A 25523-nucleotide genomic window follows, 5' to 3' on the forward strand; every position below is an offset into this window, starting at 1 on the left:
GGTCAGCCCGCCTGCGGTGCGGCAAGGCTCCTGACACGCCCGACGGCGGTTTTCACAGCGACGGCGGCAGCCTCCAGGTCGGTGTCGGAAATGGTGGAGGTGAAACTGAACCGGACGGCCGTCTGGGCCGTTTCCGGAGCGATACCCAAGGCCACCAACACCGGAGACGGGGCGTCGGAGCCTGCAGCGCACGCCGATCCGCTGGAGCACACAACGCCCAGCCTTTCTAGTTCGAGCAAGACGGATTCGCCGCTGGTTCCCGGGAAGCAGAAGGACGCGACCGACGGCAGGCGTTGGCTGCGATGGCCCGTGAGCAAAGCGTCCGGCACCGTGTCCAGGACCCGGTCAATGAAGCGGTCCCGCAACTGCGCGACGCGTTGGGCCTGAGCCGGCTGTTCAGCATGGGCGAGTGCCAACGCCGTGGACAACGCGACGGCTCCGGCCACATTTTCGGTCCCGGAGCGCTTTCCGCGTTCCTGCCCACCCCCATGGATGAGCGGTTCAACCCGCAGTCGCCCTTTGAGGAAAACGGCACCGGATCCTTTAGGCGCCCCCAGTTTGTGTGCCGAAATGCTCATGGCGTCCACACCGAGAACCTTGACATCCAGCGGACACCACCCGGCGGCCTGGACCGCGTCGGTGTGGAAAGGGACCCCTTGAGCGTGGGCCACTGCAGCGAGCTCGGCAATGGGTTGAACGGTGCCGATTTCGTTGTTGGCGTACATGATGCTCACCAGGGCCGTCTCCGGCCGAAGAACCCTGCGCAGCGCATCCACAGTGACGAGTCCGTCGCCGTCGACCGGAACGATGTCCACAGCGAAGCCGTGGACGCGTTCGAGGTAACGGGCTGATTCCTCCACGGCGGGATGCTCGACGGCGCTGATCACCACGCGGTTGAGCGCCGGATCGGCGGCCTGCCGGGCGAGGGCGATGCCCTTGACGGCCAGGTTGTCGGACTCCGTGCCGCCCGAGTTGAACGTCACCTCACCAGAGCGGCAATTGAACACTTTCGCGACGCCGGAACGCGCTTCTGCGAGCGCCGTCGCGGCTGCCTCGCCCAGGGTGTGGTGGCTTGAGGGATTGCCGAATTCACCGCTCAGGTAGGGCCACATGGCCTCAAGTACCTCACGGCGGACGGGAGTGGTGGCCGCAGCATCCAGGAAGATCATGTCGGGAACGGCTTTCAGTTCCGGCCCGAAGTCAGTTCGATGTCCAGGCCAAGGTCAAGGGCGTTCACGCTGTGGGTCAGCCCGCCGATGGAGATCACGTCGACTCCGGCTGCGGCAATACCGGTGACCGTATCGAGGTTGACGTTGCCGCTGGCTTCCACGATCGCCCTGCCGTCCACTTGCTTGACTCCGGCGCGCAGCTCCTCCAGGGAGAAGTTGTCCAGCATGATGGTGTCCACCCCCGCAGCCAGCACGGGTTCGATCTGTTCGGCACTGTCCACTTCGACCTCGAAGTGCGTGGTGTGGCCAAGCTGGGCTTTGGCTGCGATCAGCAGTTCTGTCAGTTTGGTGGTGTCGCCCCCGGTCATGACGGCCAGGTGGTTGTCCTTGGCCAGTACGGCGTCGGAAAGGCTGTAACGGTGGTTCGCTCCCCCACCGCAGCGGACCGCATACCGTTCCAGCGCCCGCAGCCCCGGGGTGGTCTTGCGCGTATCAGTGATCCGGGCACGCGTTCCTTCCACCAAGCGGACGAATTCCGCGGTCTTGGTGGCAATGGCGCTCATGCGCTGAACCAGGTTCAGGCCTACACGTTCGGCCATCAGCACGGAACGTGCACTGCCGCTGACGCGCGCCAGGTGCGTTCCGGCGTCGAACGCTTCACCGTCGGCGAGCAGCAATTCGACCTCGGTGTCGGGGTCCACGATCTTCATGGCGTCGCGGAAAACGGTGCCGCCGCTGAAGACGCCAGGGACCCGGGCGTTGAGGACAGCGACTGCGCGTGCCTCGGCCGGGATGAGCAGCTGGGACGTGATGTCGCCGCTGGGCGCGTCCTCAGCGAATGCCCGCTCCAGGATGTCCCGCACGGGGGCGGCAGGAAGGGTCAGGTTAGTCATGGACGAGGCTCGCTTTCGGGCTCATGGTGTAACGCTTGTCAAAATCGACGACGGCGGCTGCTTGGGTCGCGGTGTCGCTGCGGTAGTGCGCCCCCAAGGACCCGGGCCGCTCCCGGGCCGCACGCACGAGTAATTGGGCCGCCAACAGCAGATTGGCATCCTCATGCACCCGCACCTCCAAGGAACCAGGAACATCCATGGGCAACAGTTCCTCAGCCCACGCCTCAAGCGCAGCCTCAGCCTCGGCCAGCAACACTCCACTCCGAAGCACCCCGGCCTTGGCGGTCATAAGCCGCTGCAACGCGGCCCGCGAGAATCCATCACGAGCACCCGGCCCAGCGGATAGGTCCTCCATCGCACCGAGCGGCGCCGGAGTCCCCGACAGCGCCGTGCTCGCGACGGGGACGTCCTGGCCGCCTGGCGGGGTCCCGGCAGCGTGCGTAAAAGCGAGGCCGCCCGCGGCCGAGTTAGCACGCAGAGGGAGGCCGCCTGGCGTACCCAGGAACGCCTCAACAGCCCGCCGCCCGAACACGAGACCTTCAAGCAACGAGTTACTGGCCAGCCGGTTGGCCCCCTGAACGCCTGTGCAGGCAACCTCGCCGGCCGCGTACAGGCCCGGAACAGTGGTCCGGCCGTGGAGGTCGGTCACCACCCCACCCATCCAGTAGTGCGCCGCCGGTGCTACGGGCACCAGGTCCTTGGTCCAGTCCAAGCCTGCCTGCCGGGTGTGGCGGCTCAACGTTGGGAAGCGCTTGTCCAGGAAACCTCCGCCGCGCAGTTGCTCAATGACGGTGGCATCGAGGTAGACCTGGCCATTGGGGTCGCCCAGGGATGCAAGGTGCAGGGCAATACTGCGGGAGACCACGTCCCGTGGTGCGAGCTCGGCGTCGGGGTGGTACCCGGGCATGAAGCGATATCCGTTGGCATCGACGAGGAGTGCGCCTTCACCGCGGACGGCTTCGGAAATGAGCAAGGGGTGCGCATCGCCGCTGGCTGCGGCTGCTGATCTGTGGGAGACCATGCAGGTGGGGTGGAATTGGAAGAATTCGAGGTCGGCCACGGCGGCTCCGGCCCGCCAGGCCAGTGCCAGGCCGTCTGCGGTTGCCACCGAGGGGTTGGTGGTTTGGGCGAACAGTTGTCCGGCCCCACCGGTGGCAAGGAGCACGGCGTCGCCCCGGAGGCTTTGGGGTAGTCCTCCTTGCAGGAACTCGACGCCAACCACGTGCCCGTCGTCGTGGGCAAGGGAGGTGACCTGGGCGTTCCCGAACATCGTGATCCGGCCCTGTGCCTGGAAGTCCAGCACGGACGCTATCAGCGCCGCTGCCACCCCCGCCCCGGTGGCGTCCCCTCCGGTGTGGAGGATGCGTGGAGCTGAATGCGCGGCTTCGAGTCCCAGCGCCGGGCCGCCGTCGTCGTCAAGGTCGAAACGGACGCCGAACCGCTCCAGCCCGGCGATGTCCCACCGTGCTTCGGTGCACAGTATCCGCACCGCCTCTTCGTTGCAGTGTCCGGCGCCTGCGCGCAGCGTGTCAGCGATGTGGGCGGCCACGGTGTCACCGGGCGCGGGTTCGTCCAGTACGGCGGAAATACCGCCCTGCGCGTAGTACGTGTTGCTGTCTGCGAGCGCACCTTTGGTCAGCAGCACCACCTCCGCGCCGGACTCCGCGGCGAGCAAGGCAGAATACAGGCCGGCGATGCCGCTTCCGACGACGATCAACCGTCCGGGCGCGGGCCTTGCGGCCGGGTTCTCTGTAGTCATGTGGGGCTCGATTCGAACTAGGTGGAGTGCCTGTTGGGCTAGGCCGGCTTGGCGGCCAGCATGCGCTCCAGGGCAATCTTGGCGTTGTCCTGGACGGTGTCGTCCACAGTGATGCGGTTGACGATGCGGCCCTCGACGAGCTCCTCAAGCACCCAGGCAAGGTAGCCAGGGTGGATCCGGTACATGGTGGAGCACGGGCAGATGACCGGATCCAGGCAGAAGATGGTGTGCTGCGGGTTTTCCGCGGCGAGCCTGTTCACCATGTTGATCTCGGTACCGATGGCGAAAGTGGTGGGCTCGGTGGCCGCGGCAATCGCCTTCTTGATGAAGTCGGTGGAGCCCGCTGAGTCCGCTGCGTCCACAACCTCCATCGGGCATTCCGGGTGCACGATGACGTTGACGCCGGGGAAGTCCTGGCGGGCCTTCTCGATCTGGGCTACGTTGAAGCGCTTGTGGACGGAGCAGAAGCCGTGCCAGAGGATGACCCGTGAGTCCAGCAGCGTCTGTTCGTCGTTTCCGCCCAGTTCCTTGCGCGGGTTCCACATCGGCATCTGTTCCAGGGGTACGCCGAGGGCCTTGGCGGTGTTGCGGCCAAGGTGCTGGTCGGGGAAGAACAGGACGCGCTGGCCGCGTTCGAAGGCCCATTCGAGGACCACTTTGGCGTTGGACGAGGTGCAGACGATTCCGCCGTTGCGTCCGCAGAAAGCTTTCAGGGCGGCGGAAGAGTTCATGTAGGTGACGGGAATGACCGGCACACGGCCATGTCCGTCAACGTCGGTGCCGAAGATTTCCTCAAGCTGCTCCCAACACTCTTCCACGGAGTCCTCATCGGCCATGTCTGCCATGGAGCATCCGGCGGCGAGGTTGGGCAGGATGACTGCCTGCTCCGGGGTGGAGAGGATGTCGGCGGTTTCGGCCATGAAGTGCACGCCGCAGAAGATGATCGCTTCGGCGTCCGGCTTGGTCAGCGCAGCGTTGGCCAGCTGGAATGAGTCACCGACGAAGTCCGCGTACTGGATGACCTCGTCACGCTGGTAGAAGTGGCCGAGGATGACGGCACGGTCGCCGAGTGCCGCTTTGGCGGCCCGGATGCGGGCGTCAAGTTCGGCGTCGCTGGCTTTTTTGTACTCTTCCGGCAGCTGGCCTTGGCGAGGCGTTGCCGGCGGGGCGACGTCGTCACTGGAAGCACCCGGACCGTAGGCGGGTGCACCGGAGAGAGCTTCGGTGAGGTCGTATTCCCATGGGCCCCTGGCCAAGGCCGGGCTGCAGGTTGATCCCGCCCGTGAGAGGCCTTTCTCGGCTTCCTCGCGGGTGATCAGCTGGACGGCGGTGTTGACGCTGCTCATGGTGTACTCCTGTTGTCTGGCCCGAGGCCGGGTGTTCCGGTGAAGCGGTAGAGGCGTGGGGGACGGTGTTTGCCGCCCTGGAGATATTCACCGGTTTCTTCTATTTCCGGCGTGGCTTTGATGTGGCGGCGGAAGTTCGCGGGATCGAGCTGGCGGTCCAGGACCGCTTCATAGACTTCACGGACCTGCGCCAAGGTGAAGTACTCCCCCAGCAGGTGGTAGGCAATGGATCCGTAGGCCATCTTGTTGCGCAGGCGCCAGAGGGCGTAGTCCACGATTGCCTTGTGGTCGAACGCGAGGTCTCCGACCTTGTCCGCCCGGAACCACCGCACATTCTCGGACTCGTCGGCGAGCGCTGCTTCTGTCGGCTGCACCAGGGCCCAATAAACGATCGAGACAACGCGCTGGCTGGGCGAGCGGTGCAGGCCGCCGAAGGCGTACAGCTGTTCCAGGTAGTGCGGCGTGAGGCCGGTGGTCTCGCGGAGGTTGCGGGAGGCGGCATCCTGCAGTGATTCATCGTGGGCCAGAGGACCTCCGGGGAGGGCCCACATGTCTTTATATGGTTCCCGGATCCGGCGGACCAACGGGAGCCAGAGGGTGGGCCTTCCGGATTTTTCGCTGGGGCGGAGGGCAAAAATTACCGTGGAAATAGCCAACGACGGCGGCGCGAGTCGCCTTTCGGCGACGTTGGCGGAGCTTGGATTCACGGCGTTCACCTCGCTTCATCGCCGCTTGGGGCAGTCCTTGCGGTGAGGACTGCGCTAGTTAAAGTCACTTTGACTAGAACTAATGGTACGACTCCGCGGCCCTCCAGCAAAATGCCTTGCGTCACACTGACTTGGCGGCGGCTTCCATCAAAGGCAGTGTCCGGCCCTGGATATGGCTGTTCAGCACTATCACCGACGAACACCGGACCACGGATTTGGTGGCGATCATGGCGTCCAGGACCCGCTGCATGTCCGGATTGGACCGGGCCGCGATGCGCACCATAAGGTCCGAGTTGCCCGTCACGGTGTGGACTTCGATGATCTCCGGGATGGCACTCAGGCTCTCGATGATGGCGTCGTGGCCGATCTCCTGGGTAATGGTGACCGAGCAGAACGCCACTACCGGGAATCCGAAGTTGGCCGGATCCGGCTGCGGCACCCAAGAGCCGATGACCCCGTTTTCGATCATCCTGTCGATCCGGGACTGCACCGTGGCACGCGCGACCCTGAGCACCCGGGATGCCTCCAGCACGGAAGATCGCGGCGAATCAGTGAAAAAACGTACAATTTTTGCATCAAGTGCATCGACCAGCATCAAAGTTCCTGTCCCCGGGGATCCCTACCCATCACATCGCCTAAGCAAAAAGTGATGTATCTTACAAACTGCGAGAATTATTCCATGCTCTTGCTGCGTCGTCGACGCCCGCTTGCCCAGCCCACGAGGCGGGCACGCCAAACCCGTTTGCAATCCATAGAAGGTAGACACGTATGACAACGAAGTCCATCGCGGCTCCTGCCCCAACCTCCGGCCTCGGGCATTCGCTCAAACCGCGGCAACTGACCATGATGGGGCTCGGCAGCGCAATTGGCGCAGGCCTGTTCCTTGGTTCCGGCGCGGGCGTACAGGCCGCGGGGCCGGCGGTCCTTATCTCCTATCTCATTGCCGGAACACTGATCATCCTGGTGATGTGGGCCCTGGGCGAAATGGCAGCAGCCAACCCCAACAGCGGCGCCTTCTCCGTCTACGCAGAGAAAGCCATGGGCAAAACCGCTGGTGGGACCATCGGCTGGCTGTGGTGGTTGCAACTGGTGGTGGTGATAGCCGCTGAGGCCCTGGGAGCCGCAGGGCTGCTCTTCTCCGTGTGGCCGGTCATCCCCGTGTGGATCCTGGCACTGGTCTTCATGGTGGTCTTCACCGGAATCAACCTGGTGGGAGTACGGAACTTCGGTGAATTCGAATTCTGGTTCGCCATCCTCAAGGTCGCAGCAATTGTCATTTTCCTGCTCATCGGAGCCGCCCTGCTGTTCGGCTGGCTTCCGAACGTCCCCTCCCCCGGACTCTCGGCCTTCGGCGACTTCGCGCCCCACGGCATCGGCGGCATGGCCGCTGCCCTCTTCGTTGTGATCTTCGCTTTCGGCGGCACGGAAATCGTCAGTGTGGCAGCAGCAGAAACCGAAAACCCGGCGCACAGCGTGGGTAAGGCGATCCGCACAGTGGTCTGGCGCATCCTGGTCTTCTACATCGGTTCCGTCTTCGTCATCGCGGCAATCCTGCCCGTTGGCTCGGACGGGCTGAAGTCCCCCTTCGCCGGCGTCCTCGACATCGCCGGGATTCCCGGTGCCGGAACCGCCATCACCTTGGTGGCCGTTGTAGCGCTGCTTTCGGCCTTGAACGCCAACCTTTACGGCGCATCCCGCATGATCTTCTCACTCTCCGAGCGTGGCGAAGCACCGCGGCTCCTGTCCACGCTGAGCGGCGCCAAGGTGCCCGTAGCCGCCGTCGGAATCTCGGTGGCTTTTGGCTTCGTCGCCACGATCCTGGAACTGCTTTTCCCGGAGAAGATCCTGCCCGCCCTGCTGAACCTCGTGGGTTCCACCTGCCTGGTGGTGTGGGGAACGGCACTGGTCTCACAGTTCATCCTGCGCCGCCGGGCAGACCGCGCAGGCGTTGAGCTGCCCCTGCGCATGAAGGGCTTCCCCTACCTCACCATCGTGGGACTCGTCCTGCTGGGCATCATTTTCGTGGTGGGCTTCGCCAACCCGGAGAGCGCCGGCCAGCTTATTGGCACCTTCATCCTTATTCTGGTCATTGCCGCCGGATGCTTCCTCAACGCCAAGGCAAAGGCTGGCAAGGAAACGCACAACATCCGCTGACTTCATGCCAGCAACACCCAAGAAGCCCTGGACAGTTTGCACTGTGCAGGGCTTCTTTGCTTATTCAACTTGTACAAAGTGTTTGCTTGATACTGAGCTTATTGCGAAGAAGCATCGCCGGTGACTAGGGTCACAGCCATGACGACCAAACCCGCGCTGGCCGCCGTCGACGACGACGCCGCCGCCCCGCTCACCCACCACCAACTCCGCGAGCTGTACACGCTGATGGCAGTGGTCCGGCACCTGGACACCTCAGCTGTGGCATGGCAACGCCAAGGCATTATCCCCGGCTACGCACCCGAGCTCGGGCAGGAAGCAGCCCAGGTGGGCAGCGGATACGCCGTGGACCGGAGCCGGGACTTCGTGTTCCCCACCTACCGTGAAATGGGCGTGGCACGGGCCATGGAGTTGGACATGGTGGGCTACATGTCCACCCACAAAGCCACGTGGCACGGCGGGATGTACAACCCCATGGAGTCCAGGTTCGCGCCCATCCAGGCAGTTGTGGCCGGCTCCGTCCTGCACGCTGTCGGCTGGGCCCATGGCCAAACGCTGTCCCACCCTGACGGGGAGACCGGCGTAGCCATGACCTACTTCGGCGACGGCGCTTCCTCCCAGGGAGACGTCCACGAAGCCATGAACTTCGCGGCTGTCATGAAGGCGCCAGTGGTGTTCTTCATCCAGAACAACGGCTGGGCCATCTCCGTTCCCACCGAACGCCAGGTAGCAGGAGGATCCGTGGCAGCCCGGGCGGCCGGCTACGGCATTCCGGCACTGCAGGTCGATGGCAACGATGTCGTCGCCGTGTACGAGGCCACCCGGTCTGCCTTCGCCCACTGCCGGAACGGCAACGGTCCGGTGGTGATCGAGGCCATGACGTATCGGCGCGGACCACACTCCACCGCAGATGACCCCGGCCGCTACCGCAGCCTCGAGGAGGAACGCCTGGATGCCGGCGAGGACCCCCTGGCGCGGTTCAAGCAGCGGTTGCTCCGCGACGGCGTGGCAGACGAGGCCTTCTTTGCCGAGGCCCAACGCCAGGCCGAGAAAGAAGTGGAAACCATCCGCGCAGGAATCCAGGACCTCGGCCCCCGCCCGGGCGCCGAAATGTTCGGCCTGGTTTTCCAGGAGCCAACTCCCGCCCTTCAATCCCAGGCCACCGCGTGGCGCCAGGAGTCAGAACATGTCTGAGACCATCACCGCAATGCCCTCCACGAACACTGGAGCCCCAGGCATCCAGCAACTGTCCATGCAGCAGGCGCTGAACCTGGCGCTCGATGAGGTGCTGGCTGAAAACCCCAAGTCCCTCATCTTTGGAGAGGACTGCGGCCGCCTCGGCGGCGTCTTCCGCATCACCGACGGTCTTCAGGCCAAGCATGGCGAGGACCGCGTCTTCGACACCCCGCTTGCTGAATCGGGCATCCTGGGCATGTCCGTGGGACTGGCCATGGCGGGTTTCCACCCCATTCCCGAAGTCCAGTTCGACGGTTTCGCCTATCCGGCCATCAACCAGATCATCTGCCAGATCGCCCGGATGAACTACCGAAGCCGGGGCACCATGCCCATGCCCATCACCCTGCGCGTGCCCAGCTTCGGCGGCATCCGCGCTCCCGAGCACCACGGCGAGAGCCTGGAAGCCCTCTTTGCGCACGTACCTGGCCTCAAAGTGGTTTCGCCGTCGAACCCGCACGATGCCTACCATCTGCTCAAGTACGCGGCCACGCGGCCGGATCCGGTCATCTTCATGGAACCGAAGTCCCGCTACTGGCAGAAGGGAGCGGTGGATACGACGTCCGACGACGGCCGGCCCACCGGAGCCCGCGTGGCGCGGGAAGGCCGGCACCTGACACTCGTCGCCTGGGGCGCCATGGTGTCCCGCTGCCTCCAAGTCGCGGAGCTCGCCGCAGAGGACGGGATCGACGTCGAAGTCCTCGACTTGCGCTGGCTGAAGCCGATCGATGCCGAGGCCTTGGCGAGGTCCGTGGGAAAGACGCGGCGCGCCGTCGTCGTCCATGAAGCCCCCTTGACCTCAGGCCTTGGCGCCGAAGTCGCCCAGCTCATCACCCAACAGTGCTTCGACACGTTGAAGGCCCCGGTGGAACGCGTCACCGGCTTTGACGTGCCCTACCCCTCCGGTGACCTGGAGGACGAATACATTCCCAACATCGACCGCATCCTCTTTGGGATCCAACGAGTACTGGAGTACCGCCGTGGCTGAAATTTCCTTCCCTCTTCCGGATTTGGGCGAAGGCCTCATCGAGGCTACCGTGCTGGACTGGCTGGTGGAACCGGGACAGCAGGTTGAACGCAACCAACCCATCGTTGAGCTGGAAACAAGCAAGTCCGCACTCGAATTGCCGAGTCCCCAGGCGGGTAAAGTTGTCCGTATTCACGGAGCGCCCGGGGAAACCATCAACGTAGGCGCCCCGCTGATCGTGTTCGAAGTTCCGGACGATACCGCCGGAATCGTGGGCACTGTTCCGAAGGACGAAGCACCCAAGCGCCGGGTCCGCCTGAGCGCCGTACTCGATGAGGACTGACATGATGACCGGCAGGCACACCGTGGAACAGCACAGACACACCGTGGAAGGTACGGATCCGGGACTGTTCGTGGAAGTTCATGAGCCGGCTGCCGACGCCGGGCTCCGACCCGTTCTGCTGATTCATGGCTTCTCCTCCTCCAGCAAGCTGAACTGGGCAGACAGCGGCTGGATCACCACTCTTCAGGAAGCCGGGCGCCGGATCATCACCGTGGACCTTCCGGGACACGGCCGGAGCCACTCCCCCGAAGACCTGGATTCCTACACGCCAAGCCGGATCCGCGCGGACCTCCTGCAGATAGTGACCGACGCCGGAGCCCGGCCCCTGCGCGACGGCGACCCCTCCACCGGGCTGGATGTCATCGGCTACTCCCTGGGATCCCGGCTGGCGTGGGAATTCGGAGCCACACAGCCGGACCTCGTGCACAGGATCGTCCTGGGCGGTCCAAGCTCAGCTGACCCCTTGGCCGCCTTCGACCTCGCTGCTGCCCAACGGCACCTCGCTGACGGCACTCCCATCGAGGACGAATCCACCAACGGGCTGTTGAAGATGGCCCAGCTGCTGCCCAGCAACAACCTGTTCGCCATGTTGTCCCTGATTGAGGCCATCAAGGGCGAGCCGTTCGATCCCGCCGAGGCAGCCCCGCACATGCCGCTTCTACTGGTCGCCGGTGAAAAGGACGAACGGGCAGCAACCATGCCTGAGCTGGCCACCCTGGCGGCCCAACGCGGTGGGATGGTCGAATCCCTGGTCATTCCGGGGCGCACCCACACCAACGTGATCACCAGCAGGGCCTTCAAGGAGGCCGCCATCGAATTCCTGGGAGTCTAGTCTCCAACCGCCGAACGGCTGGTCCCTTAGCGGGCCAGCCGTTCGGCGTTAAGGCTCATGCGCTCCAGGACACTGACGGCCATGGCGTATTCGTCGATGCCGATACCCATCGAGAGATCGTGCCGCGCATCTTCCACCAGCTGCTGCGCCTGGTGGTACCTTTCCCGCCCACGCTCACTCAGTGCCAGGCGGTCATCGATCATGGTGATCATTCCGTGCCCCACCAAAGCAGCAAGCTCACGCTCGCGCAAGCGGTCATCGCCACCCCACAGAGGCTTCAGCACGTCTTCAAGCTGGTCCGGAAGCATGGCACCATCGGCCAACGTAGCCAGAGTCTGCCATTGACGGCGGGTCAGCTTGATCCGAGCCAAGGTGCGATCCAACTGGACCTCCAGCGCGGCGTCCAGCCTCTTGATCCAATATCCGATGGGCTTGTTCACAAGGCCATGCTTTCAGTGGAGGGGGCGGTGGGCAAGGTGCGGAAGGTAGGCTTGGGAGAGCACTGGAAGACGTGGAAGTGGAGCAGATGGGCATGCGTTTCAAGGACCGGCCGGAAGCCGGTCGGCGCCTGGCTGAAGCACTCCCTCAGCTGAGGGAGCGTCCCGATACCATCGTCCTGGGGCTCGCCCGGGGAGGTGTCCCGGTGGCCGCCGCAGCAGCCGCTGAGCTTTACTTGCCCTTCGGCGCCGTGCTGGTGCGCAAACTGGGTATCCCGGGCAGGGATGAAACTGCTTTTGGCGCATTGGCGTGGGCCGGTGGCGACGTGCTCCGGATCATCAACAGGCCGCTCAAGGAACTCATCCTCGCCCGCGGTATCCCGCAGTCCGGGTTGGACGCCGTGGAAGCCCAGGAACGCTCGGAGCTGTTGCGCCGGGCCAAGGAGTATCCCGGGACCGGCCACGATCTCCGCGGGAAGATAGTGGTCTTGGCAGACGATGGCCTCGCGACCGGAGCCACCATGCGTGCCGCAGTGGAAGCTGTCCGGGCAGGCGGTGCGAAGACCGTGATAGCTGCCGTCCCGGTTGCCTCCCTGGAAGCGTCAACATCACTGGCACGGGTCTGCGACGTCGTCATGGCCCTCCACACTCCGGGCAAGTTTCACGCGGTGGGTGCTTTCTACCAGCACTTCGAGCAACTGACGGACGAGGACGTCACGGACTTGTTGAAGGGTGCTGCGGCCAAAGGGCAGAGTCAGTAGCCTCGTCCGCGCGGAGCGCCCACGTCGGGCGGCGGTAGTTGAAGGAACCGCGTCGATTTCATGTGTCCAGACGTTCGTTGTAAATCCTGAGGCCTCTCCACATCAAAAGCGCCAAAGCTGCTACGAGGATGCCAACACCGGCTTTCATAACCAAGGGCCCAAGGCTGCCCAGCAAGGCATACATGTCGAGTATCCAACCGACCAGGATCATCAACGGTCCGATACTCAGGCCGGCATAGCTTGTTTTCTTCATTAAGTCCCCCAAAGATTTGATGTGTTCATTCCTCACAGCACCATCTTGGAGTGCTTGCCTACGTGGAAAAATGACGCCGCTCAACTGAGATCTTTCGAACATTGCTTGATCGACTCTGCCCTGCACCATGGAGGTTCCGTTTCCAGCGCGAAGCAAGAGGGGCGCAGCCGTCACGGCTGCGCCCCTCCTTTGCCTTGGCGATTAGTGGTGGGCGCTGTAACCCAGCGGCCGGCCCCGCGTCTCCTTGGCCAGGATCACGCCGACGGCGGAAATGATGCACAGACCCATGATGTAGAGCCCCACGGACCCGGACCACTTGGTGGAGTCCAGGAGTGCCTGGGCAATCAACGGCGCAAATGCACCACCCAGGATCGCACCCAGTGCGTAACCGATGGAGATTCCCGAGTAGCGCACCTGGGCCGGGAACATCTCGGCGTACATGGCGGACATCGGACCGTAGGATAGGCCGAGGCCGATGGTGAGCACGAACAGCGCGGTTCCATAGAGCAGGATGTCCTTGCTGTCGATCAGGACGAACATCGGGATCATCCACGCGAACACCAGGGCGTAGCCGATCAGGAACGTCTTCACGCGACCGATCTTGTCGGAGAGCCAGCCACCCACCATCGTGAAGATCAGCCAACCGAAGGATGCGATGGTTGTTGCCAGCAGAACCTGTGGCGCCGGCATCTTCAGTGCCTTCGTGGCGTAGGAGATGAAGAAGGCAATGAGCAAGTAGCCCGCGGCATTGTTGGCGATGAAGATCAAAGCAGCGAGAACAACTTCCTTCTTGTTCCGGCGGAAAAGCTCACCGAGCGGTGCTTTGCTCTCGGCCTTGCGCTGGGAAAGTTCCTTGAAGACCGGGCTCTCACCAACAGCCCGGCGGATCAAGTAGCCCACCACGATCAGGACCACGGACAGCAGGAACGGCACCCGCCAACCCCAGGCCGTGAAAGCCTCCTTCGACATGCCCGACTGCAGGAAGAACAACAGCCCCGTGGCGAGGATCATGCCGATGGGCACGCCAATCTGGGGGTAGGCGCCAAAGAGCCCGCGCTTCTTGATGGGGGCGTGCTCCACGGCCATGAGGGCCGCTCCACCCCATTCACCGCCGGCGGAGAAGCCCTGGACCACGCGGAGGAAAATCAGCAGCACGGGTGCCCAGAGACCGATCGTCTCGTACGTGGGAAGGACGCCGATCAGTGCCGTAGCTGCTCCCATCATGACGAGCGTCATGACAAGAACGGCCTTTCGTCCCATCTTGTCGCCCAGGTGGCCCGCCACGAACGCGCCGAGGGGGCGGAAGAGGAAACTGATGCCGATGGTGGCGAAAGACAAGAGCTGGGCGACGCCCGGGTTGGACTTTTCCAGGGGAGAAAGGAACAACGGCGCCAACAGTGTGGCTGTGAGCTGGGCGAAGATGAAGAAGTCGTACCACTCAATGGTGGTGCCCACCAGGGTTCCCGCCAGAACCCGGCGCTCTTCGCGCTTGCTGCTTGGGCCCGTCGGCGAGTCGACAGTGGAAGTTGCGGTCATTGGAACTCCATGGGGTGAAGGTGCGATGCGAGACGTGTATAACCGACAGAACGGTCAGTTAGGAAAGAATACTACAGGCTGTGACCCAAAGCACAGCCATGCCAACACGCCGCCAACATAGGATGGTTCGCATGAATCCACGCAGCGGCGTCAACGGCCAGCAGCAAGCAGGGGCCCAAGTCCCGCCGTCGCAAACACTCTCGCGTGGCATCCGCGCCCTGGAGATCCTCGCCGCAGCCGACCGCCCCCTCAGCATCGGAGAACTTACCGAAGCCCTGGGCGTACACCGCTCCGTCGCGTACCGGATACTCAGGACCCTTGAAGACCATTCGCTGCTGGTCCGCGACGACTCCGGCCGGGTCCAGCCGGGCCCCGGCCTTTCTGTTCTGGCCAGCGGGGTTTCCAGGAACCTGCAAACCGCCGCCCTGCCGGAGCTGACTCAACTGGCCAACACCCTGCACATGACAGCCTTCATTGCTGTGTGGGACCACCAGGAATGCGTCACCCTGGTGACGGTTGAACCACGCCATACCGGCGCGGCCCTCGCGCAACATCCAGGGAGCCGCCACCCCGTCAGCACCGGCGCTCCCGGCATTGCCATTCAATCAAGCATGACCGAAGAACGGTGGCAGCAGGTAGGCGCAGGCAACCCGTACCGGCCTGAAGCCCATGAAGCCCGCCGGCTCGGCTACGCCACCAGTCACGATGAAGTAGTGGCCGGATTGTCCTCCATCGCCGCCCCCATCAAGGTTCCGGGCGGACGACCGGCCGCGATCGCCGTCGTCTATATCCGGCTTGACCAGGACGCCGACGAGGTGGGCCAGGCCTTGGCGGCCAGTGCGGCACGTATCGAAAGCCAACTGGCTTGAGGTCATTCGTTCCACGCCAAGGAGTGTGCCCCGGCACACAAGACTGAGTGCCGGCGGATCTCGAATACTCGAGGAAGGACAGGACCGCCTTGGCCTGGCCTTGTTCGAGTTTCGAAAGGAACCCCATGAGCCTGAATCTTCTTGACACCTCCAACTGGCTGCCCCTTGACGGCCTGGCGCCCGGCTTCGATGCCAACAAGGCGCCCACCGTCCAGGATTTGGCGGGCAAGGAACTGACGGTCGTCGGCGACGGCGGCCCCATGACTTTCAGCTTCGACGACGAAGAAGTCACGTGGACAGCCACAGGCTACACGGGCACCTCAACCCACGAGGTCTTCAAGGTTGCCGAGGACCTTTATTATGCGCAGTGGCACAGCAGTGTTGATGCTGGACTCGCGGTCTCGCTCATTGCGGACCTGGCCAACGGCCGCGGCCTGTACATCGGTGCGCATCTGGGCCGGGCAACCGCGGGGTCCACGGCCGTGCAGCATGACTTCCGGGTCGGCACGCTGGAGGGCTTCACAGCCACAGGTGACGCCATCGGTGAAAGCACAGCCTTGATCGGGCGCCGCGTCGAATGGATTTACAGCCCGGTCCACGCCTACGAGCACGTCTACCTCAGCCCCACCTGGTACACGTGGCAATGCCTGGCCGGTCCGGAGCGTGGCTTGGCAGACACCGATTCCAACACCGTTTTCCAGGTCAGGCCGGGCATTTTCGTGTTCACGTGGCGCGAGAAGGTGATTCCGTGCGGATCGGTGACCATTGCCGATCACCGCGATATCAAGGCCATCCGTTCTCACGGCAGCCTGTTCGGTTGGGACGAAGCCGGGGTCGATCCCGTCCACTTCACGTTCGGAGCGCATGGCCGCCTGATCAGCGTCAGCCACCACAGCCCCGCATTGAACCCCGCAAACTAAGCACCCACAACGCGGAAGCGTCCCCGGCAGAACCTGCCGGGGACGGTTCCGTTGCGGAACGGTTCAGTCTTCCGAGCCGTGGCCAATCCGTGCATACAACGCCGGCTGCGAGCGCCGCAGACGAAGGCCCCAGATGATCCCCGCCACACCCGGCAGCAGGACCAACAGGGGCAGGACAAAGCTGGCAGCCGTGGACTCCGACTGGCCCAGCAACACGTTGAAGTTCGACACAATCAGCACCAGGACGAGGGCCAGCAGGGCGAAGCCCAAGCCCGGCGCCACCACCCGTACCCATAGGCTTGCGCCGTGCCCGTTCTTTCGGAAGAAGCCGATCACGGCCACGGACACAACGGTCATCAGCAACACCAGCCCGAGGGCGCCGCTGTTGGTCAGCCACGTGAACATGGTCAGGACGGGGTACAGTTCGCCGAGTTCGGAACCGGAGCCCGCGATGGCAAAACCAATGGTTACGACGACGGCGATCACCGTCTGCGCGAGCGAACCCGCGAACGGCGCGCCACTCTCCGCACGCACCTTGGCCAGCGCTCCCGGAAGGACCCGTTCGCGGCCAAGGGAGAAGAAGTACCGCGCCACCGCGTTATGGAAGCTCACGAGGGCCGCAAAAAGGCTGGTGACAAACAGGAGTTGCGCGATGTCGCTCAGGAGCAACCCACCGTGTTCGCCGAGGAAGGCGAAAATCATGTCCGGGCCACTGGTGGCAGCGGTCTCGACCACCGCGGAGGGGCCGGTTCCCACAGTCATGGCCCAGGCTGAAACAGCATAGAAAACAGCGATGATGCCCACCGCCGCAAAGGTGGCCCGGGCGACGGTGCGTTGCGGGTCCTTGGACTCTTCGCCGTAAATTCCGGCGGATTCAAATCCCATGAAGGCGGCAATGCCGAAGGACAGGACCGCCCCAACCCCTGGAACGAACAGAGTTTCCGGGCTGAAGGTCGCCGCGCTGACACCTTCGGGAGCCACCGCCAGGCTCATGACGTCGTAAACGATGACCACCAGGAACTCCAGGGCCACCAGGACACCAAGGACCTTCGCGGACAGATCCACCCTGTTAACCCCTAGCCATCCCACGATCGCGATGCACACCAGCACCGGGATCCACCACGGCACGCTAATGCCAAGCCGCGCCGACAACAGCGACGAAACCGTGAAGCCAAACAAGCCGTAGATGCCTACCTGCATCAGGTTGTACGCCATCAGGGCTATCAACGAAGCCCCGACACCGGCCGGCCGCGAAATACCTTGGGCGATGTAGGCGTAGAAGGCGCCCGCGTTGGTGACGTACCGGCTCATCGCCGCATAACCGACGGCGAACAGCGCCAGGATGGCACCCAACACCAGGAAGGACAACGGCACACCGGTCACTCCCGTTACGCCGAAAGTGGTGGTGACTCCCCCAGCCAGAACGGTCAGCGGCGCAGAGGCCGCGATAATCATGAAGGTCACAGCCGGTACGCCCAGCCGCCGCTTGGTGCTGACGGTGCCGGTGGTCCTGCCTTTGACGGGGTTGTCCACGCTCATAGTGTGCTCCTGCTCCTGCCTCGGTGCCGCGGGAGAAGGGCGCGGCACGTAGTGTTTCCGCAATCTTCCACCGCCGGAACACTGCGTGACTTGTCTCACACGGCAGGGTAGTTGTCAGAGCACGCACGCCGTTTCCGACAGGGACGACCGGTGTAGAATCGTGGGCAAGCTCACGAAGGGAGTCCGATGACCGTCACAGCTCACACGGACCCCGCAACCGTTCAAACCATCGTCGCGGAGTCGTTCCAGGAATGGAGCCGGGCCATCTCTGCGTCCTTCGTACCGTTGGCGGCAACCGGCCCCAGGGACTTGTCCTTCCACGGCGTCATGCGTGCCCGCGTGCTGGGCCAGATCTCCGTGGTGGAAGTTACCGCCGGACCGCATACTGTCCTGCGCACTCCGGAGTTGATCGCCGGATCCGCGGGCCGCTTCTTCAAGCTCAGCATCCAACTGGCGGGATCGGGCCGACTGGTCCAGGACGAACGGGAGGCGGTGCTTCGCCCGGGCGATCTGTCCATCTACGACACATCCCGCCCCTACCAGCTAACCTTCGACGACGACTTCCGCACACTGGTGCTGATGTTCCCCCACGTGCTGCTGGACTTACCGGCAGAGGCCATGGGACACGTTACGGCGCTTCGGATACCGGGCGATCAAGGCCTGGGTGAACTCATCAGCCCGTTCCTGGTGAAGCTCGCTGACAACCTTGAAGCCCTGTCCGGAACCAATGGCCTGCGACTGGTTCATAACGCCCTGGACCTGGTTACCACCCTTTTCAACGGCGAACTCGACCAGCTCATCGAAACAGGGCGTGACCCACATCTTTTGCTGCTGGGCCGTATCCACGACTACATCGAAGCCAACCTCGGCGATCCCGAACTCTCCCCGGGGACCATCGCCGCTGCACACTACATCTCCACGCGGCACCTGCACGACCTCTTCCAGGAAATAGGGACCACCGTGGCATCGTCCATCCGGCAGCGGCGCCTTGAACGGTGCCGGCGCGACCTGAGGGACCCGGTGCTGGCGGACCGTCCCGTCACCGCCATCGCCGCACGTTGGGGCTTCACTGATGCCGCCCATTTCAGCAGGATCTTCCGCGCAGCGTTCGGCAACTCCCCCACCGGCTACCGGAACAGCGCTTAACTTCAGTGGACTTCCCGGTTGGTGAGTGCGGCTACGCCTGGGGCCGGCCCTTCATGACCAGCCAGGTGATGGCGCCCAGCAGCAGAAGACCACCGGCTGCGCCCATGGATACCGAGAAGGCCGCTCCTGCCCCTTGGGTCTGAGCGAGTTGGCCCGCCAGGTAGGACCCCAGTGCGGTGCCCGCCACGATCCCGCTGGCCAGTGCTGTCATAACCGTCGCCATTCGACCGACAGGCGCCACCACACCGCCGATGCTGAAAACCGTGACCATCACCGGCCCCACCGGGATTCCGAGGAGCAGCAGAACGAAGACCATCGGCCAGATGCCGGACGGGAGGAACAGCAGCACTGACAGGCCCGTCATGGCCAGCGCGGCGGCAACCCATCGTGACGCCAGGCTGAAGCGCTGTGGCCAGAAGGCCACGGACAAGGCCGCGACAGCTGAGCTAAGGCCCATCACTGCATAAAGGAGTCCGGCGATCTCGGCCGTCGCGTACTGGGCGGAGTAGGCGCTGAGCGCATTCTGGGTGGCACCAAAAAAGGTGCCCATGCAAACCATCGCCACTACGGGTACCGCCACCACGGCCCCGGACCAGCGGTTGCGGCGCGTTGCTGCTGTTGTCTGTTCTGCGGAACTTTCCACGCCGGCACCCGGCACCCGCGGTGCCGGCACCACGGCCAGCTGGCTGGGGTGCACTGCAAAGGCCGGAACCAGTGCAATGGTCATGACGGCCGCCAAGGCGAGCGGCAACCACGGCGCCACGAGGCTTGCGAGCAAACCCACCAAAGCCGGACCCAAGACAAAGGTGATTTCATCAGCGGTGCCCTCGTAGGACAGTGCCGTGTCCAGATCGGCCCTGTTGGAGGCCACGCTCTTGCTGCCACCGCTCGAGGCATGCGAAAGGTTTCTGGTAGTCAACGCCATCCACCGGACACGGGCCATGGGGCCCACCTGCGGGCAGCTGGCACCGGCCAGGAAGGCAGCGATGAGAACTCCCACGGCATCAGACGCCGAGCCGTAGACCGGGGTGAGATAGGCGGTGGTCAAGAGAGCGGCGACGGCGAGGGTGTTGACCACTGCTGCGACAAGAAGCACAATCCGCTGCCCGGCGCGGTCAGCCAGGGAACCAAGGACCGGCGCTCCAAGAGCCGATCCGATGCCGACAGCTCCGGCGGCCGTGCCACCGATGGCATAGGAGTGACTTACTGCCGTGACAAGGGTCAGGGTGCCCACGGTCAGCATGGCAAGTGGCAGGCGGGCAAACAGCCCCAACGGCAGGAATCCAGGTCCGGCCAGTTCGGGGAGCCGGGCAAATCGGCCTGGCAAGCGGGAGGGACGGGGAGCCACGTGTGAATCGGGCTGGGTGGCCACTGTAGATTTTTCCATTAATCCGGGTTCGCTAAAGTGTGCGCATCGTCCCTCCTCCCGATGCGCGAGACCCGGTGTAACGGAACAAGTCTATCGGATGAGGCTCAGACCGGAACAGCTTCCGCGAACCGTATGCTGGAACCGTTGCGCCCCTTGACCACCTGAAGCTGGGAGGTGATGCGCTGCTTCATCTCCGCAACGTGGCTGACCAGGCCAACCACCCTGCCGCCGTCGCGCAGTCCCTCCAAGGCGTCCATCACCTGTTCCAGCGCCTGCTCGTCGAGGCTACCGAAACCTTCGTCCACGAACAGGGTCTCGATGTCCACGCCACCGGCCTCCTGCTGCACCACGTCCGCCAATCCCAGCGCCAACGCCAACGAGGCCATGAAGGACTCCCCTCCGGAGAGGGTGGAGGTGTCACGACGCTGACCGGTCCATTCATCCACGACTTCCAGCCCCAGGCCTGACTTCGCACCCCGGGCAGCTTTGGCATCTGTGTGCTGCAGCGTGTAGCGGCCACCGCTCATGGATACCAGACGTTCGGAGGCCGCGAGGGCGACTTGCTCGAGTCGTGCAGCCAGGACGTAGGTATTCAAGCTCATCCGGTAACCGTTATCTCCCGAACCCCGGGCAGTGTCGGCGAGGCCGGCCAACATCAGGGCGCGCATCCGGGGTTCATTCCCGGCTTCGGCGAGCGCCTCATAGGTGGTACGCAATCGGCGGATGGTTTCGGCCGACTTGGCCGCAAGGCCAGCTGCCAGAGCCGCAGCCTGGGAATCCCCGGCCGCGACTGAGGCCCTACGTTGCGCCTGGTCGAGTTCAGCTGCGGGCAGGGGAAGCTCGCCGATACTTATTTCTTTGGCTGCCAGGACGATGTCCTCGTTGGCAAACAGCTCATCCAGCCGGGCGGTTTCGGCGTCGAAATCTGAAATGTCCTTCTCAAGACCCACCACGTCGGCGGCTGGGAGGATGTCGTGGCGGGCTTCGTCGGCAGACGAGAACCCCGCTGCCAAGAGCGCTTTCTTCAACGACTCCACTGCGTCGAGCCTGGCTTCTGTGGCACGGGTTAGTTCGGATCCGGCATCTGTGGCTTCCTGAAGCAGCGCGCAATCCGCCGACACAGCGTCCAAGCGAGCGCGCAAGCTGCGGTAACCGGACCGCAGCGTCGAAAGCCCAGCCTCGAGGACTTCATGTTGCTCCTGAAGCAGCAGTACGGTCGATGATGCCTGCCCTTCGGCCTGCAAGCACTCTGCTTGTTCCTGTTGCGCAGTGAGAAGCCGCTGGGTGATGCGATCTTGGCGGGCCTTCAGTTCCTCCAGCAGAGTGGCGGCCCGCTGGGCGGCAGAGGCAGCGGCCTCAGCCTTGGACAAACGATCGTCCGCCTCGGCCGGCTCCGTTGCTCCGCCTTGTGCTTGAAGCCCGGCAACCGTTTGGGCAGCCGCAGAGAGCTTTTCTCCCAGCTTCCCCAACGTTTCCTCGCTGGCTTCCAAACGGGCCTTTGCTTCTTCCTCTTCCTGGGCAAGGGAAAGAGCAGTGCGGACAGCCGACGCAGGATTCGGGTGCTCCGTGCTTCCGCAGACGGCGCACGGTTCTCCGCTTTCCAACGCTGCGGCCAGTTCGCCGGCCGCATTGGCGAGCCGCTGTTCCCGCACGTCAAGCCACTGCTCTTTGAAATCCTGGGCGGCGACCCGGGCCTGGAGGTGCCTTTCAGTGAGGTCCTCCAGCTCAGCCGCGGCCACTGTGTGGCGGGAGACGACGGCCACCAGTTCGGCCGCTGCTGTCGCCTCGCGTTCCGCCGCCGCTACGTCGGCGGCAACGGACACCAAGGGTTCCATGCGGGTTTCAAGCTGTGTGGCTTCGTCGCGCAGTTGCGTCAGGGCAGCAGCGACGGACTCGGCCGCAGCCCGCTGACGGGCGACTTCCTTGCGCTCTGCGTCGAGCCTCAGGGCAACTTGCTCGAGGCGTTGCTCATCGGGAACTCTCGCTTCAATGACGGCCATGGAGGCCTTGACACTCTCCAGTGCGGAAGCAGGGTTCTCCGAATTTAGGCCCGATGCTGACAACTTCTCCCGGAGCTGTTGCATCCGGGTCTCCGCAGACGTGTATTTGCGTTCGGCAGCATCGACGGCGTCCAGTTGTCCGCTCAGGACAGCAGCGCGGCGGTGCTTTCCGAGCAGTTCCTTGTTCTCCAGGGCGCGCGGGGCGGCCAGTTCAAGGAGAACTTTTCTTTGGGTCGCTGAGCGCAGCCGTTCGTGCCGTTGCGTTTTCTCCTGCTCCGCGCGGAGTTCGCCGCTCATACGGGTAACCAGGGAATCAGCCACTGCGGCTTCTTCCTGCCGCCGTTTCACTTCGTCGTCCACCTGTGCCTGGACTTCAGCGAGCCACAGGCCGGGATCGGGAGCGGCACTGGTGGGAGTGTCTTCGCCGTCAACCCCGGCTTCCTCCAGCCCAAGCTGATCCAGCTCGGAAGCTGCCTTGTCCAGGAGCATTTTGAGCTCTGAGGCATTCTCCTCCACGGCCTTGGCAGCGTCTGCGGCCTGACGGGCGAGTTCCTGCTCGACGGCCTCGAAGCGCTGGGTACCGAAGAGTTTCTGAAGGAGGTCCAAGCGGTCACCCGCCTTGGATCTCAGGAATGCGGCGAAGTCGCCCTGCGGCAGCATGACTACCCGGGTGAATTGGTCCCTGTCCATACCAAGGACATCGGAAAGCTCAGCGCCGACTTCGTCGTTCCTGGATGATTTTTCTTCCCAATGCCCAGCCACTTTCTCCCGCAAGAGCGTCTTGGCTTGCTGCGTGGTGAAGCCCTTGCGACCACGGGCGCTGGGTCGATCCCATGCCGGGGACCGAGTCACCTCAAAACGCCTGCCGCGCGCGGAAAATTCGCAGACCACGCGAGGCTCGGCGCCGGGAAGGGCATGATCACTGCGCAGCCGTTTGCCTTCCTGCCTGGCCCCGGGCACCGAGCCGTAGAGGGCGAAGCAGATCGCGTCCAGGATGCTCGTTTTGCCTGCACCGGTCGCGCCGTTGAGAAGGAACAGCCCCTGGGCACTCAACAGGTCAAAATCGATGCGCTGCGGGGTGGCAAAGGGACCGAACGCTTCAATGTCCAGCCGATGGATCCTCATAGTTCCGCTTCCTCCAGACGGACAGCCTCAAGGGCTTCGCGAAGGGCAACTACCTCGGACTCAGCGGGGCCCCGATCCCGGACATGTTCGAGGAAGCCGCAACAAACATCCAGATCGTTTTCGGCCTCTGCGAGGCGGTTGCTGTAACTTGTCTGCGGCTTGGATTCGGCGCCTTCCGGGTCAAAGGCAAGAACCAGTGTTTCGGGAAAGCGCGTACGCAACTTCTCCATGGCCTGGGCTGGACGTTCCGCATCCGTCAGGGTGACCTGGCAGTAGGCGTTCTCTGCCCAGGCGTACTCCTGCGAGGCCAACAAATGATCCAGTTTTCCCCTCAGGACCGCGAGCGCTTTGGGCGGCTCCCAGAGGACTTCCTCAACACTGGCGGCTCCGTCGGTTCCAATCTCCAGCAACCACGCGCCCTTGTGGTGCTTGGCCTCGGAGAAGGAGTAGGCCAACGGAGAACCTGAGTATCGGACGTTGGGTGCCAGCTCCTGACGCCCATGAAGGTGGCCCAGTGCCGTGTACGTGAAGCCTTCAAACAGGTCCAGCGGTACCGCCCCCAGGCCGCCAATGCTGATATCCCGCTCGCTTTCGGAGGTGATGCCTCCGCTGGCGAACGTATGCGCCAGGACAACCGGGTGGACGGGGCCGGATTCGCGGCGGCGCTCAACGTCGCGCCGGATCCGTTCAGTCGCCTCCTTCGTGACATCGAAATGGTTGGCGTTACCGACGCCCAGGCGTTCGGCCACCAGTCGGGGCTCAAGGTAGGGGATTCCGTAAATGGCGACCTCTGCGGATGTATCCCCTCCCGGGTCCAGCGGTAAGAGGACCGGCAGGTCCAATTCCTCCACGCGTGTCCGGACATGGACTCCGCCGCGTTCCAGGAGCCGGGACGCAAAGCCCAACCTGATGGCGGAATCGTGATTGCCGCTGGTCGCAACGACGGCCGCGCCAGCCTGGGTCAGACGGACCAAGGCGTCATCGAGCAGCTTCACTACGTCCAGACCGGGCAGCGCGCGGTCGTAGACGTCTCCGGCAATCAACACCACGTCCACTGATTGGGCCTGGACAAAAGCCACGAGCTGGTCCACGAAGCTGCGCTGGGCTTCCAGCATGCCTACACCGTGGAATGACCGGCCCAAATGCCAATCCGATGTATGGAGTAACCGCATATTTCCAAACTAACCGCGGGCACCGACAAAAAAGCGCAGACAAGCCGTCCGCCGTCGTCCCTTAAGGTTCGCTAGCCTTTCTTGCCGTCGAAAAAGTCCCGGGCGTCATCGTGTGCCGGCTTGCTTGGAAGCGGCTGCGGAGCGGCGTCCGTTTCGGAGTCCGACGCCTCCTCAGCAGTGCCGGCGTCGAAGTCGTCATTGATGGCGTCAGAACCGGACTGGGGTTCGGCAGCTGCGTCAGAGCCAGCGGACAAGCCCTGGAAGCCACGGAAAGCCAGCCCCGCCAGCACCGCGCCCATGAGCGGAGCCACCCAGAACAGCCACAGGCCGTCGAGTGCCCACGAGGGGCTGAAGAATGCCTGGGCGGTTGCGCGTGCGGGGTTGAACGGGAGGTTGCCAAGAACCTGGCCGAGCTGCAGCAGCACGGCTACCGAAAGGCCCACTGCGAACGGGGCCAAGGACGGAAGAGCCCGGCGCCCGGCCGTGGCGCCGAGGAACACGGCCACAAGAAGGGCAGAACCAACTACTTCCACCAACAACACGCCGGCCAGCTGGGTTTGTGCCGCTGCGTGCTCGCCGTAGCCGGCTGCGGTGGATCCGAACGCGGCCCGCGCATCCGTGAGTACGGGCACCATGGTGACCACGATGTAGACCAGGGCGGCGCCAATGACGCTGCCAACGATCTGTGCTGCGATGTACGCTACCGCGGCCACAGCCCGGATGCGACCGGCAATGAGGTTGCCCAAAGTGATCACCGGGTTGAAGTGGCCACCGGAGATGTAGCCGAAGGCCACCATGGACACGGTAACTGCCAGGCCGGTCGCCAAAGCGGCAGGCAGCGGCGCACCGGAAGGGTTCGAGAAAATCGAAACGCCCACCGCCACGAGCACAACGAAAAACGATCCCAAGGCTTCGGTCCCCAACCTGGCCAGGAGTCCCGGCTGGGGGTCGGTAGCGGCCTGAACAGAAGAGGTCATGGGGAACGGGTCCTTACGA

The 25523-nt window shown here is 63.9% G+C and carries 23 protein-coding genes; 9 read left to right on the forward strand and 14 right to left on the reverse strand.

Annotation, left to right across the window (positions count from 1 at the left end; all coding sequences use genetic code 11):
- Nucleotides 1–2 precede the first annotated feature (2 nt).
- The 6 genes from ACFVSI_RS14320 to ACFVSI_RS14345 form a co-directional block, all read right to left on the reverse strand.
- Nucleotides 3–1169 (reverse strand): cysteine desulfurase family protein, encoded by a 1167-nt coding sequence (locus tag ACFVSI_RS14320; protein WP_387824751.1) that lies wholly within the window; start codon nucleotides 1167–1169, stop codon nucleotides 3–5.
- Nucleotides 1170–1183: 14 nt separating this feature from the next.
- Complete coding sequence (gene nadC / locus ACFVSI_RS14325; protein ID WP_387824754.1) at nucleotides 1184–2062, reverse strand: carboxylating nicotinate-nucleotide diphosphorylase; 879 nt, start codon at nucleotides 2060–2062, stop codon at nucleotides 1184–1186.
- Nucleotides 2055–3821: an L-aspartate oxidase gene (gene nadB, locus ACFVSI_RS14330; protein ID WP_387824757.1), complete on the reverse strand. Its 1767-nt coding sequence runs from the start codon at nucleotides 3819–3821 to the stop codon at nucleotides 2055–2057. The genes nadC and nadB overlap by 8 nt, the downstream gene beginning before the upstream one ends.
- A 38-nt stretch (nucleotides 3822–3859) precedes the next feature.
- Complete coding sequence (nadA, locus tag ACFVSI_RS14335) at nucleotides 3860–5167, reverse strand: quinolinate synthase NadA (RefSeq protein ID WP_387824760.1); 1308 nt, start codon at nucleotides 5165–5167, stop codon at nucleotides 3860–3862.
- Entirely contained in the window at nucleotides 5164–5883 is a 720-nt protein-coding gene (locus ACFVSI_RS14340; RefSeq protein WP_144659915.1) for an NUDIX domain-containing protein, read from the reverse strand. Before ACFVSI_RS14340 ends, nadA begins: the two co-directional genes overlap by 4 nt.
- Nucleotides 5884–5995: 112 nt before the next feature.
- A complete protein-coding gene (locus ACFVSI_RS14345; RefSeq protein ID WP_141282652.1) occupies nucleotides 5996–6469 on the reverse strand; it encodes an Lrp/AsnC family transcriptional regulator in 474 nt (157 codons plus the stop codon).
- A 173-nt stretch (nucleotides 6470–6642) separates the two neighbouring features.
- Between ACFVSI_RS14345 and ACFVSI_RS14350 the strand changes: the two genes are divergently transcribed.
- The 5 genes from ACFVSI_RS14350 (at nucleotide 6643) to ACFVSI_RS14370 (ending at nucleotide 11400) form a co-directional block, all read left to right on the forward strand.
- Nucleotides 6643–8028, forward strand: coding sequence for an amino acid permease (locus ACFVSI_RS14350; RefSeq protein WP_387824765.1), 1386 nt, complete (start codon nucleotides 6643–6645; stop codon nucleotides 8026–8028).
- Nucleotides 8029–8166: 138 nt separating this feature from the next.
- A complete protein-coding gene (locus ACFVSI_RS14355; RefSeq protein ID WP_387824768.1) occupies nucleotides 8167–9219 on the forward strand; it encodes a thiamine pyrophosphate-dependent enzyme in 1053 nt (350 codons plus the stop codon).
- Entirely contained in the window at nucleotides 9212–10246 is a 1035-nt protein-coding gene (locus tag ACFVSI_RS14360; RefSeq protein WP_387824771.1) for an alpha-ketoacid dehydrogenase subunit beta, read from the forward strand. The genes ACFVSI_RS14355 and ACFVSI_RS14360 overlap by 8 nt, the downstream gene beginning before the upstream one ends.
- Complete coding sequence (locus ACFVSI_RS14365; RefSeq protein ID WP_018776287.1) at nucleotides 10239–10568, forward strand: biotin/lipoyl-containing protein; 330 nt, start codon at nucleotides 10239–10241, stop codon at nucleotides 10566–10568. The genes ACFVSI_RS14360 and ACFVSI_RS14365 overlap by 8 nt, the downstream gene beginning before the upstream one ends.
- A gap of 1 nt (nucleotide 10569) precedes the next feature.
- Nucleotides 10570–11400, forward strand: a complete 831-nt coding sequence (locus tag ACFVSI_RS14370; RefSeq protein ID WP_387824775.1) for an alpha/beta fold hydrolase — start codon at nucleotides 10570–10572, stop codon at nucleotides 11398–11400.
- A gap of 26 nt (nucleotides 11401–11426) precedes the next feature.
- Here the strand turns inward: ACFVSI_RS14370 and ACFVSI_RS14375 are convergent, their stop codons facing one another.
- A complete protein-coding gene (locus tag ACFVSI_RS14375; protein WP_387824778.1) occupies nucleotides 11427–11840 on the reverse strand; it encodes a MarR family transcriptional regulator in 414 nt (137 codons plus the stop codon).
- Nucleotides 11841–11911: 71 nt separating this feature from the next.
- Between ACFVSI_RS14375 and ACFVSI_RS14380 the strand changes: the two genes are divergently transcribed.
- Nucleotides 11912–12598 (forward strand): phosphoribosyltransferase, encoded by a 687-nt coding sequence (locus tag ACFVSI_RS14380; protein ID WP_387824781.1) that lies wholly within the window; start codon nucleotides 11912–11914, stop codon nucleotides 12596–12598.
- Nucleotides 12599–12656: 58 nt separating this feature from the next.
- Here ACFVSI_RS14380 and ACFVSI_RS14385 read toward each other — a convergent pair whose 3' ends face one another.
- Nucleotides 12657–13025: a hypothetical protein gene (locus ACFVSI_RS14385; RefSeq protein ID WP_387824784.1), complete on the reverse strand. Its 369-nt coding sequence runs from the start codon at nucleotides 13023–13025 to the stop codon at nucleotides 12657–12659.
- Nucleotides 13026–13052: 27 nt separating this feature from the next.
- Nucleotides 13053–14387: an MFS transporter gene (locus ACFVSI_RS14390; protein WP_387824787.1), complete on the reverse strand. Its 1335-nt coding sequence runs from the start codon at nucleotides 14385–14387 to the stop codon at nucleotides 13053–13055.
- Between the two features lie 122 nt (nucleotides 14388–14509).
- Between ACFVSI_RS14390 and ACFVSI_RS14395 the strand changes: the two genes are divergently transcribed.
- Nucleotides 14510–15256, forward strand: coding sequence for an IclR family transcriptional regulator (locus ACFVSI_RS14395; RefSeq protein ID WP_387824925.1), 747 nt, complete (start codon nucleotides 14510–14512; stop codon nucleotides 15254–15256).
- 125 nt (nucleotides 15257–15381) lie between these two features.
- Nucleotides 15382–16176 (forward strand): MoaF C-terminal domain-containing protein, encoded by a 795-nt coding sequence (locus ACFVSI_RS14400; protein WP_387824790.1) that lies wholly within the window; start codon nucleotides 15382–15384, stop codon nucleotides 16174–16176.
- 63 nt (nucleotides 16177–16239) lie between these two features.
- Here ACFVSI_RS14400 and ACFVSI_RS14405 read toward each other — a convergent pair whose 3' ends face one another.
- The gene (locus tag ACFVSI_RS14405) at nucleotides 16240–17715 is read right to left on the reverse strand and encodes an APC family permease (RefSeq protein WP_387824793.1); all 1476 of its coding nucleotides are present in this window, start codon (nucleotides 17713–17715) and stop codon (nucleotides 16240–16242) included.
- Nucleotides 17716–17901: 186 nt separating this feature from the next.
- Here ACFVSI_RS14405 and ACFVSI_RS14410 point away from each other — a divergent pair, with 186 nt between their 5' ends.
- Nucleotides 17902–18861, forward strand: a complete 960-nt coding sequence (locus ACFVSI_RS14410; RefSeq protein WP_387824796.1) for a helix-turn-helix domain-containing protein — start codon at nucleotides 17902–17904, stop codon at nucleotides 18859–18861.
- Between the two features lie 31 nt (nucleotides 18862–18892).
- Here the strand turns inward: ACFVSI_RS14410 and ACFVSI_RS14415 are convergent, their stop codons facing one another.
- The 4 genes from ACFVSI_RS14415 to ACFVSI_RS14430 all read right to left on the reverse strand — a co-directional run bounded on the left by ACFVSI_RS14415 (nucleotide 18893) and on the right by ACFVSI_RS14430 (nucleotide 25504).
- Nucleotides 18893–20248, reverse strand: a complete 1356-nt coding sequence (locus tag ACFVSI_RS14415; RefSeq protein WP_387824799.1) for an MFS transporter — start codon at nucleotides 20246–20248, stop codon at nucleotides 18893–18895.
- Nucleotides 20249–20334: 86 nt separating this feature from the next.
- Nucleotides 20335–23355, reverse strand: coding sequence for an AAA family ATPase (locus tag ACFVSI_RS14420; protein ID WP_387824802.1), 3021 nt, complete (start codon nucleotides 23353–23355; stop codon nucleotides 20335–20337).
- Nucleotides 23352–24527 carry an exonuclease SbcCD subunit D gene (locus ACFVSI_RS14425; RefSeq protein ID WP_387824805.1) on the reverse strand — a complete coding sequence of 392 codons (1176 nt, stop codon included), beginning with the start codon at nucleotides 24525–24527 and terminating at the stop codon, nucleotides 23352–23354. The genes ACFVSI_RS14420 and ACFVSI_RS14425 overlap by 4 nt, the downstream gene beginning before the upstream one ends.
- Before the next feature lie 71 nt (nucleotides 24528–24598).
- Entirely contained in the window at nucleotides 24599–25504 is a 906-nt protein-coding gene (locus tag ACFVSI_RS14430) for an MIP/aquaporin family protein (protein ID WP_387824808.1), read from the reverse strand.
- Nucleotides 25505–25523: the final 19 nt, after the last annotated feature.

The organism is Paenarthrobacter sp. NPDC057981, from assembly GCF_042886835.1.
In the GTDB taxonomy this organism is placed as follows: Bacteria; Actinomycetota; Actinomycetes; order Actinomycetales; family Micrococcaceae; genus Arthrobacter.

Excerpts from the sequence above, each read along its gene's own strand:
- ACFVSI_RS14345 (WP_141282652.1), bottom strand. The coding sequence starts at position 6,469 with ATGCTGGTCGATGCACTTGATGCAAAAATTGTACGTTTTTTCACTGAT.
- ACFVSI_RS14405 (WP_387824793.1), bottom strand. The coding sequence starts at position 17,715 with ATGAGCGTGGACAACCCCGTCAAAGGCAGGACCACCGGCACCGTCAGC.
- nadC (WP_387824754.1), bottom strand. The coding sequence starts at position 2,062 with ATGACTAACCTGACCCTTCCTGCCGCCCCCGTGCGGGACATCCTGGAG.
- ACFVSI_RS14360 (WP_387824771.1), top strand. The coding sequence starts at position 9,212 with ATGTCTGAGACCATCACCGCAATGCCCTCCACGAACACTGGAGCCCCA.
- ACFVSI_RS14370 (WP_387824775.1), top strand. The coding sequence starts at position 10,570 with ATGATGACCGGCAGGCACACCGTGGAACAGCACAGACACACCGTGGAA.
- ACFVSI_RS14390 (WP_387824787.1), bottom strand. The coding sequence starts at position 14,387 with ATGACCGCAACTTCCACTGTCGACTCGCCGACGGGCCCAAGCAGCAAG.
- ACFVSI_RS14425 (WP_387824805.1), bottom strand. The coding sequence starts at position 24,527 with ATGCGGTTACTCCATACATCGGATTGGCATTTGGGCCGGTCATTCCAC.
- ACFVSI_RS14430 (WP_387824808.1), bottom strand. The coding sequence starts at position 25,504 with ATGACCTCTTCTGTTCAGGCCGCTACCGACCCCCAGCCGGGACTCCTG.
- ACFVSI_RS14420 (WP_387824802.1), bottom strand. The coding sequence starts at position 23,355 with ATGAGGATCCATCGGCTGGACATTGAAGCGTTCGGTCCCTTTGCCACC.
- ACFVSI_RS14355 (WP_387824768.1), top strand. The coding sequence starts at position 8,167 with ATGACGACCAAACCCGCGCTGGCCGCCGTCGACGACGACGCCGCCGCC.
- nadB (WP_387824757.1), bottom strand. The coding sequence starts at position 3,821 with ATGACTACAGAGAACCCGGCCGCAAGGCCCGCGCCCGGACGGTTGATC.
- nadA (WP_387824760.1), bottom strand. The coding sequence starts at position 5,167 with ATGAGCAGCGTCAACACCGCCGTCCAGCTGATCACCCGCGAGGAAGCC.
- ACFVSI_RS14395 (WP_387824925.1), top strand. The coding sequence starts at position 14,510 with ATGGTTCGCATGAATCCACGCAGCGGCGTCAACGGCCAGCAGCAAGCA.
- ACFVSI_RS14415 (WP_387824799.1), bottom strand. The coding sequence starts at position 20,248 with ATGGAAAAATCTACAGTGGCCACCCAGCCCGATTCACACGTGGCTCCC.
- ACFVSI_RS14400 (WP_387824790.1), top strand. The coding sequence starts at position 15,382 with ATGAGCCTGAATCTTCTTGACACCTCCAACTGGCTGCCCCTTGACGGC.
- ACFVSI_RS14410 (WP_387824796.1), top strand. The coding sequence starts at position 17,902 with ATGACCGTCACAGCTCACACGGACCCCGCAACCGTTCAAACCATCGTC.
- ACFVSI_RS14320 (WP_387824751.1), bottom strand. The coding sequence starts at position 1,169 with ATGATCTTCCTGGATGCTGCGGCCACCACTCCCGTCCGCCGTGAGGTA.
- ACFVSI_RS14350 (WP_387824765.1), top strand. The coding sequence starts at position 6,643 with ATGACAACGAAGTCCATCGCGGCTCCTGCCCCAACCTCCGGCCTCGGG.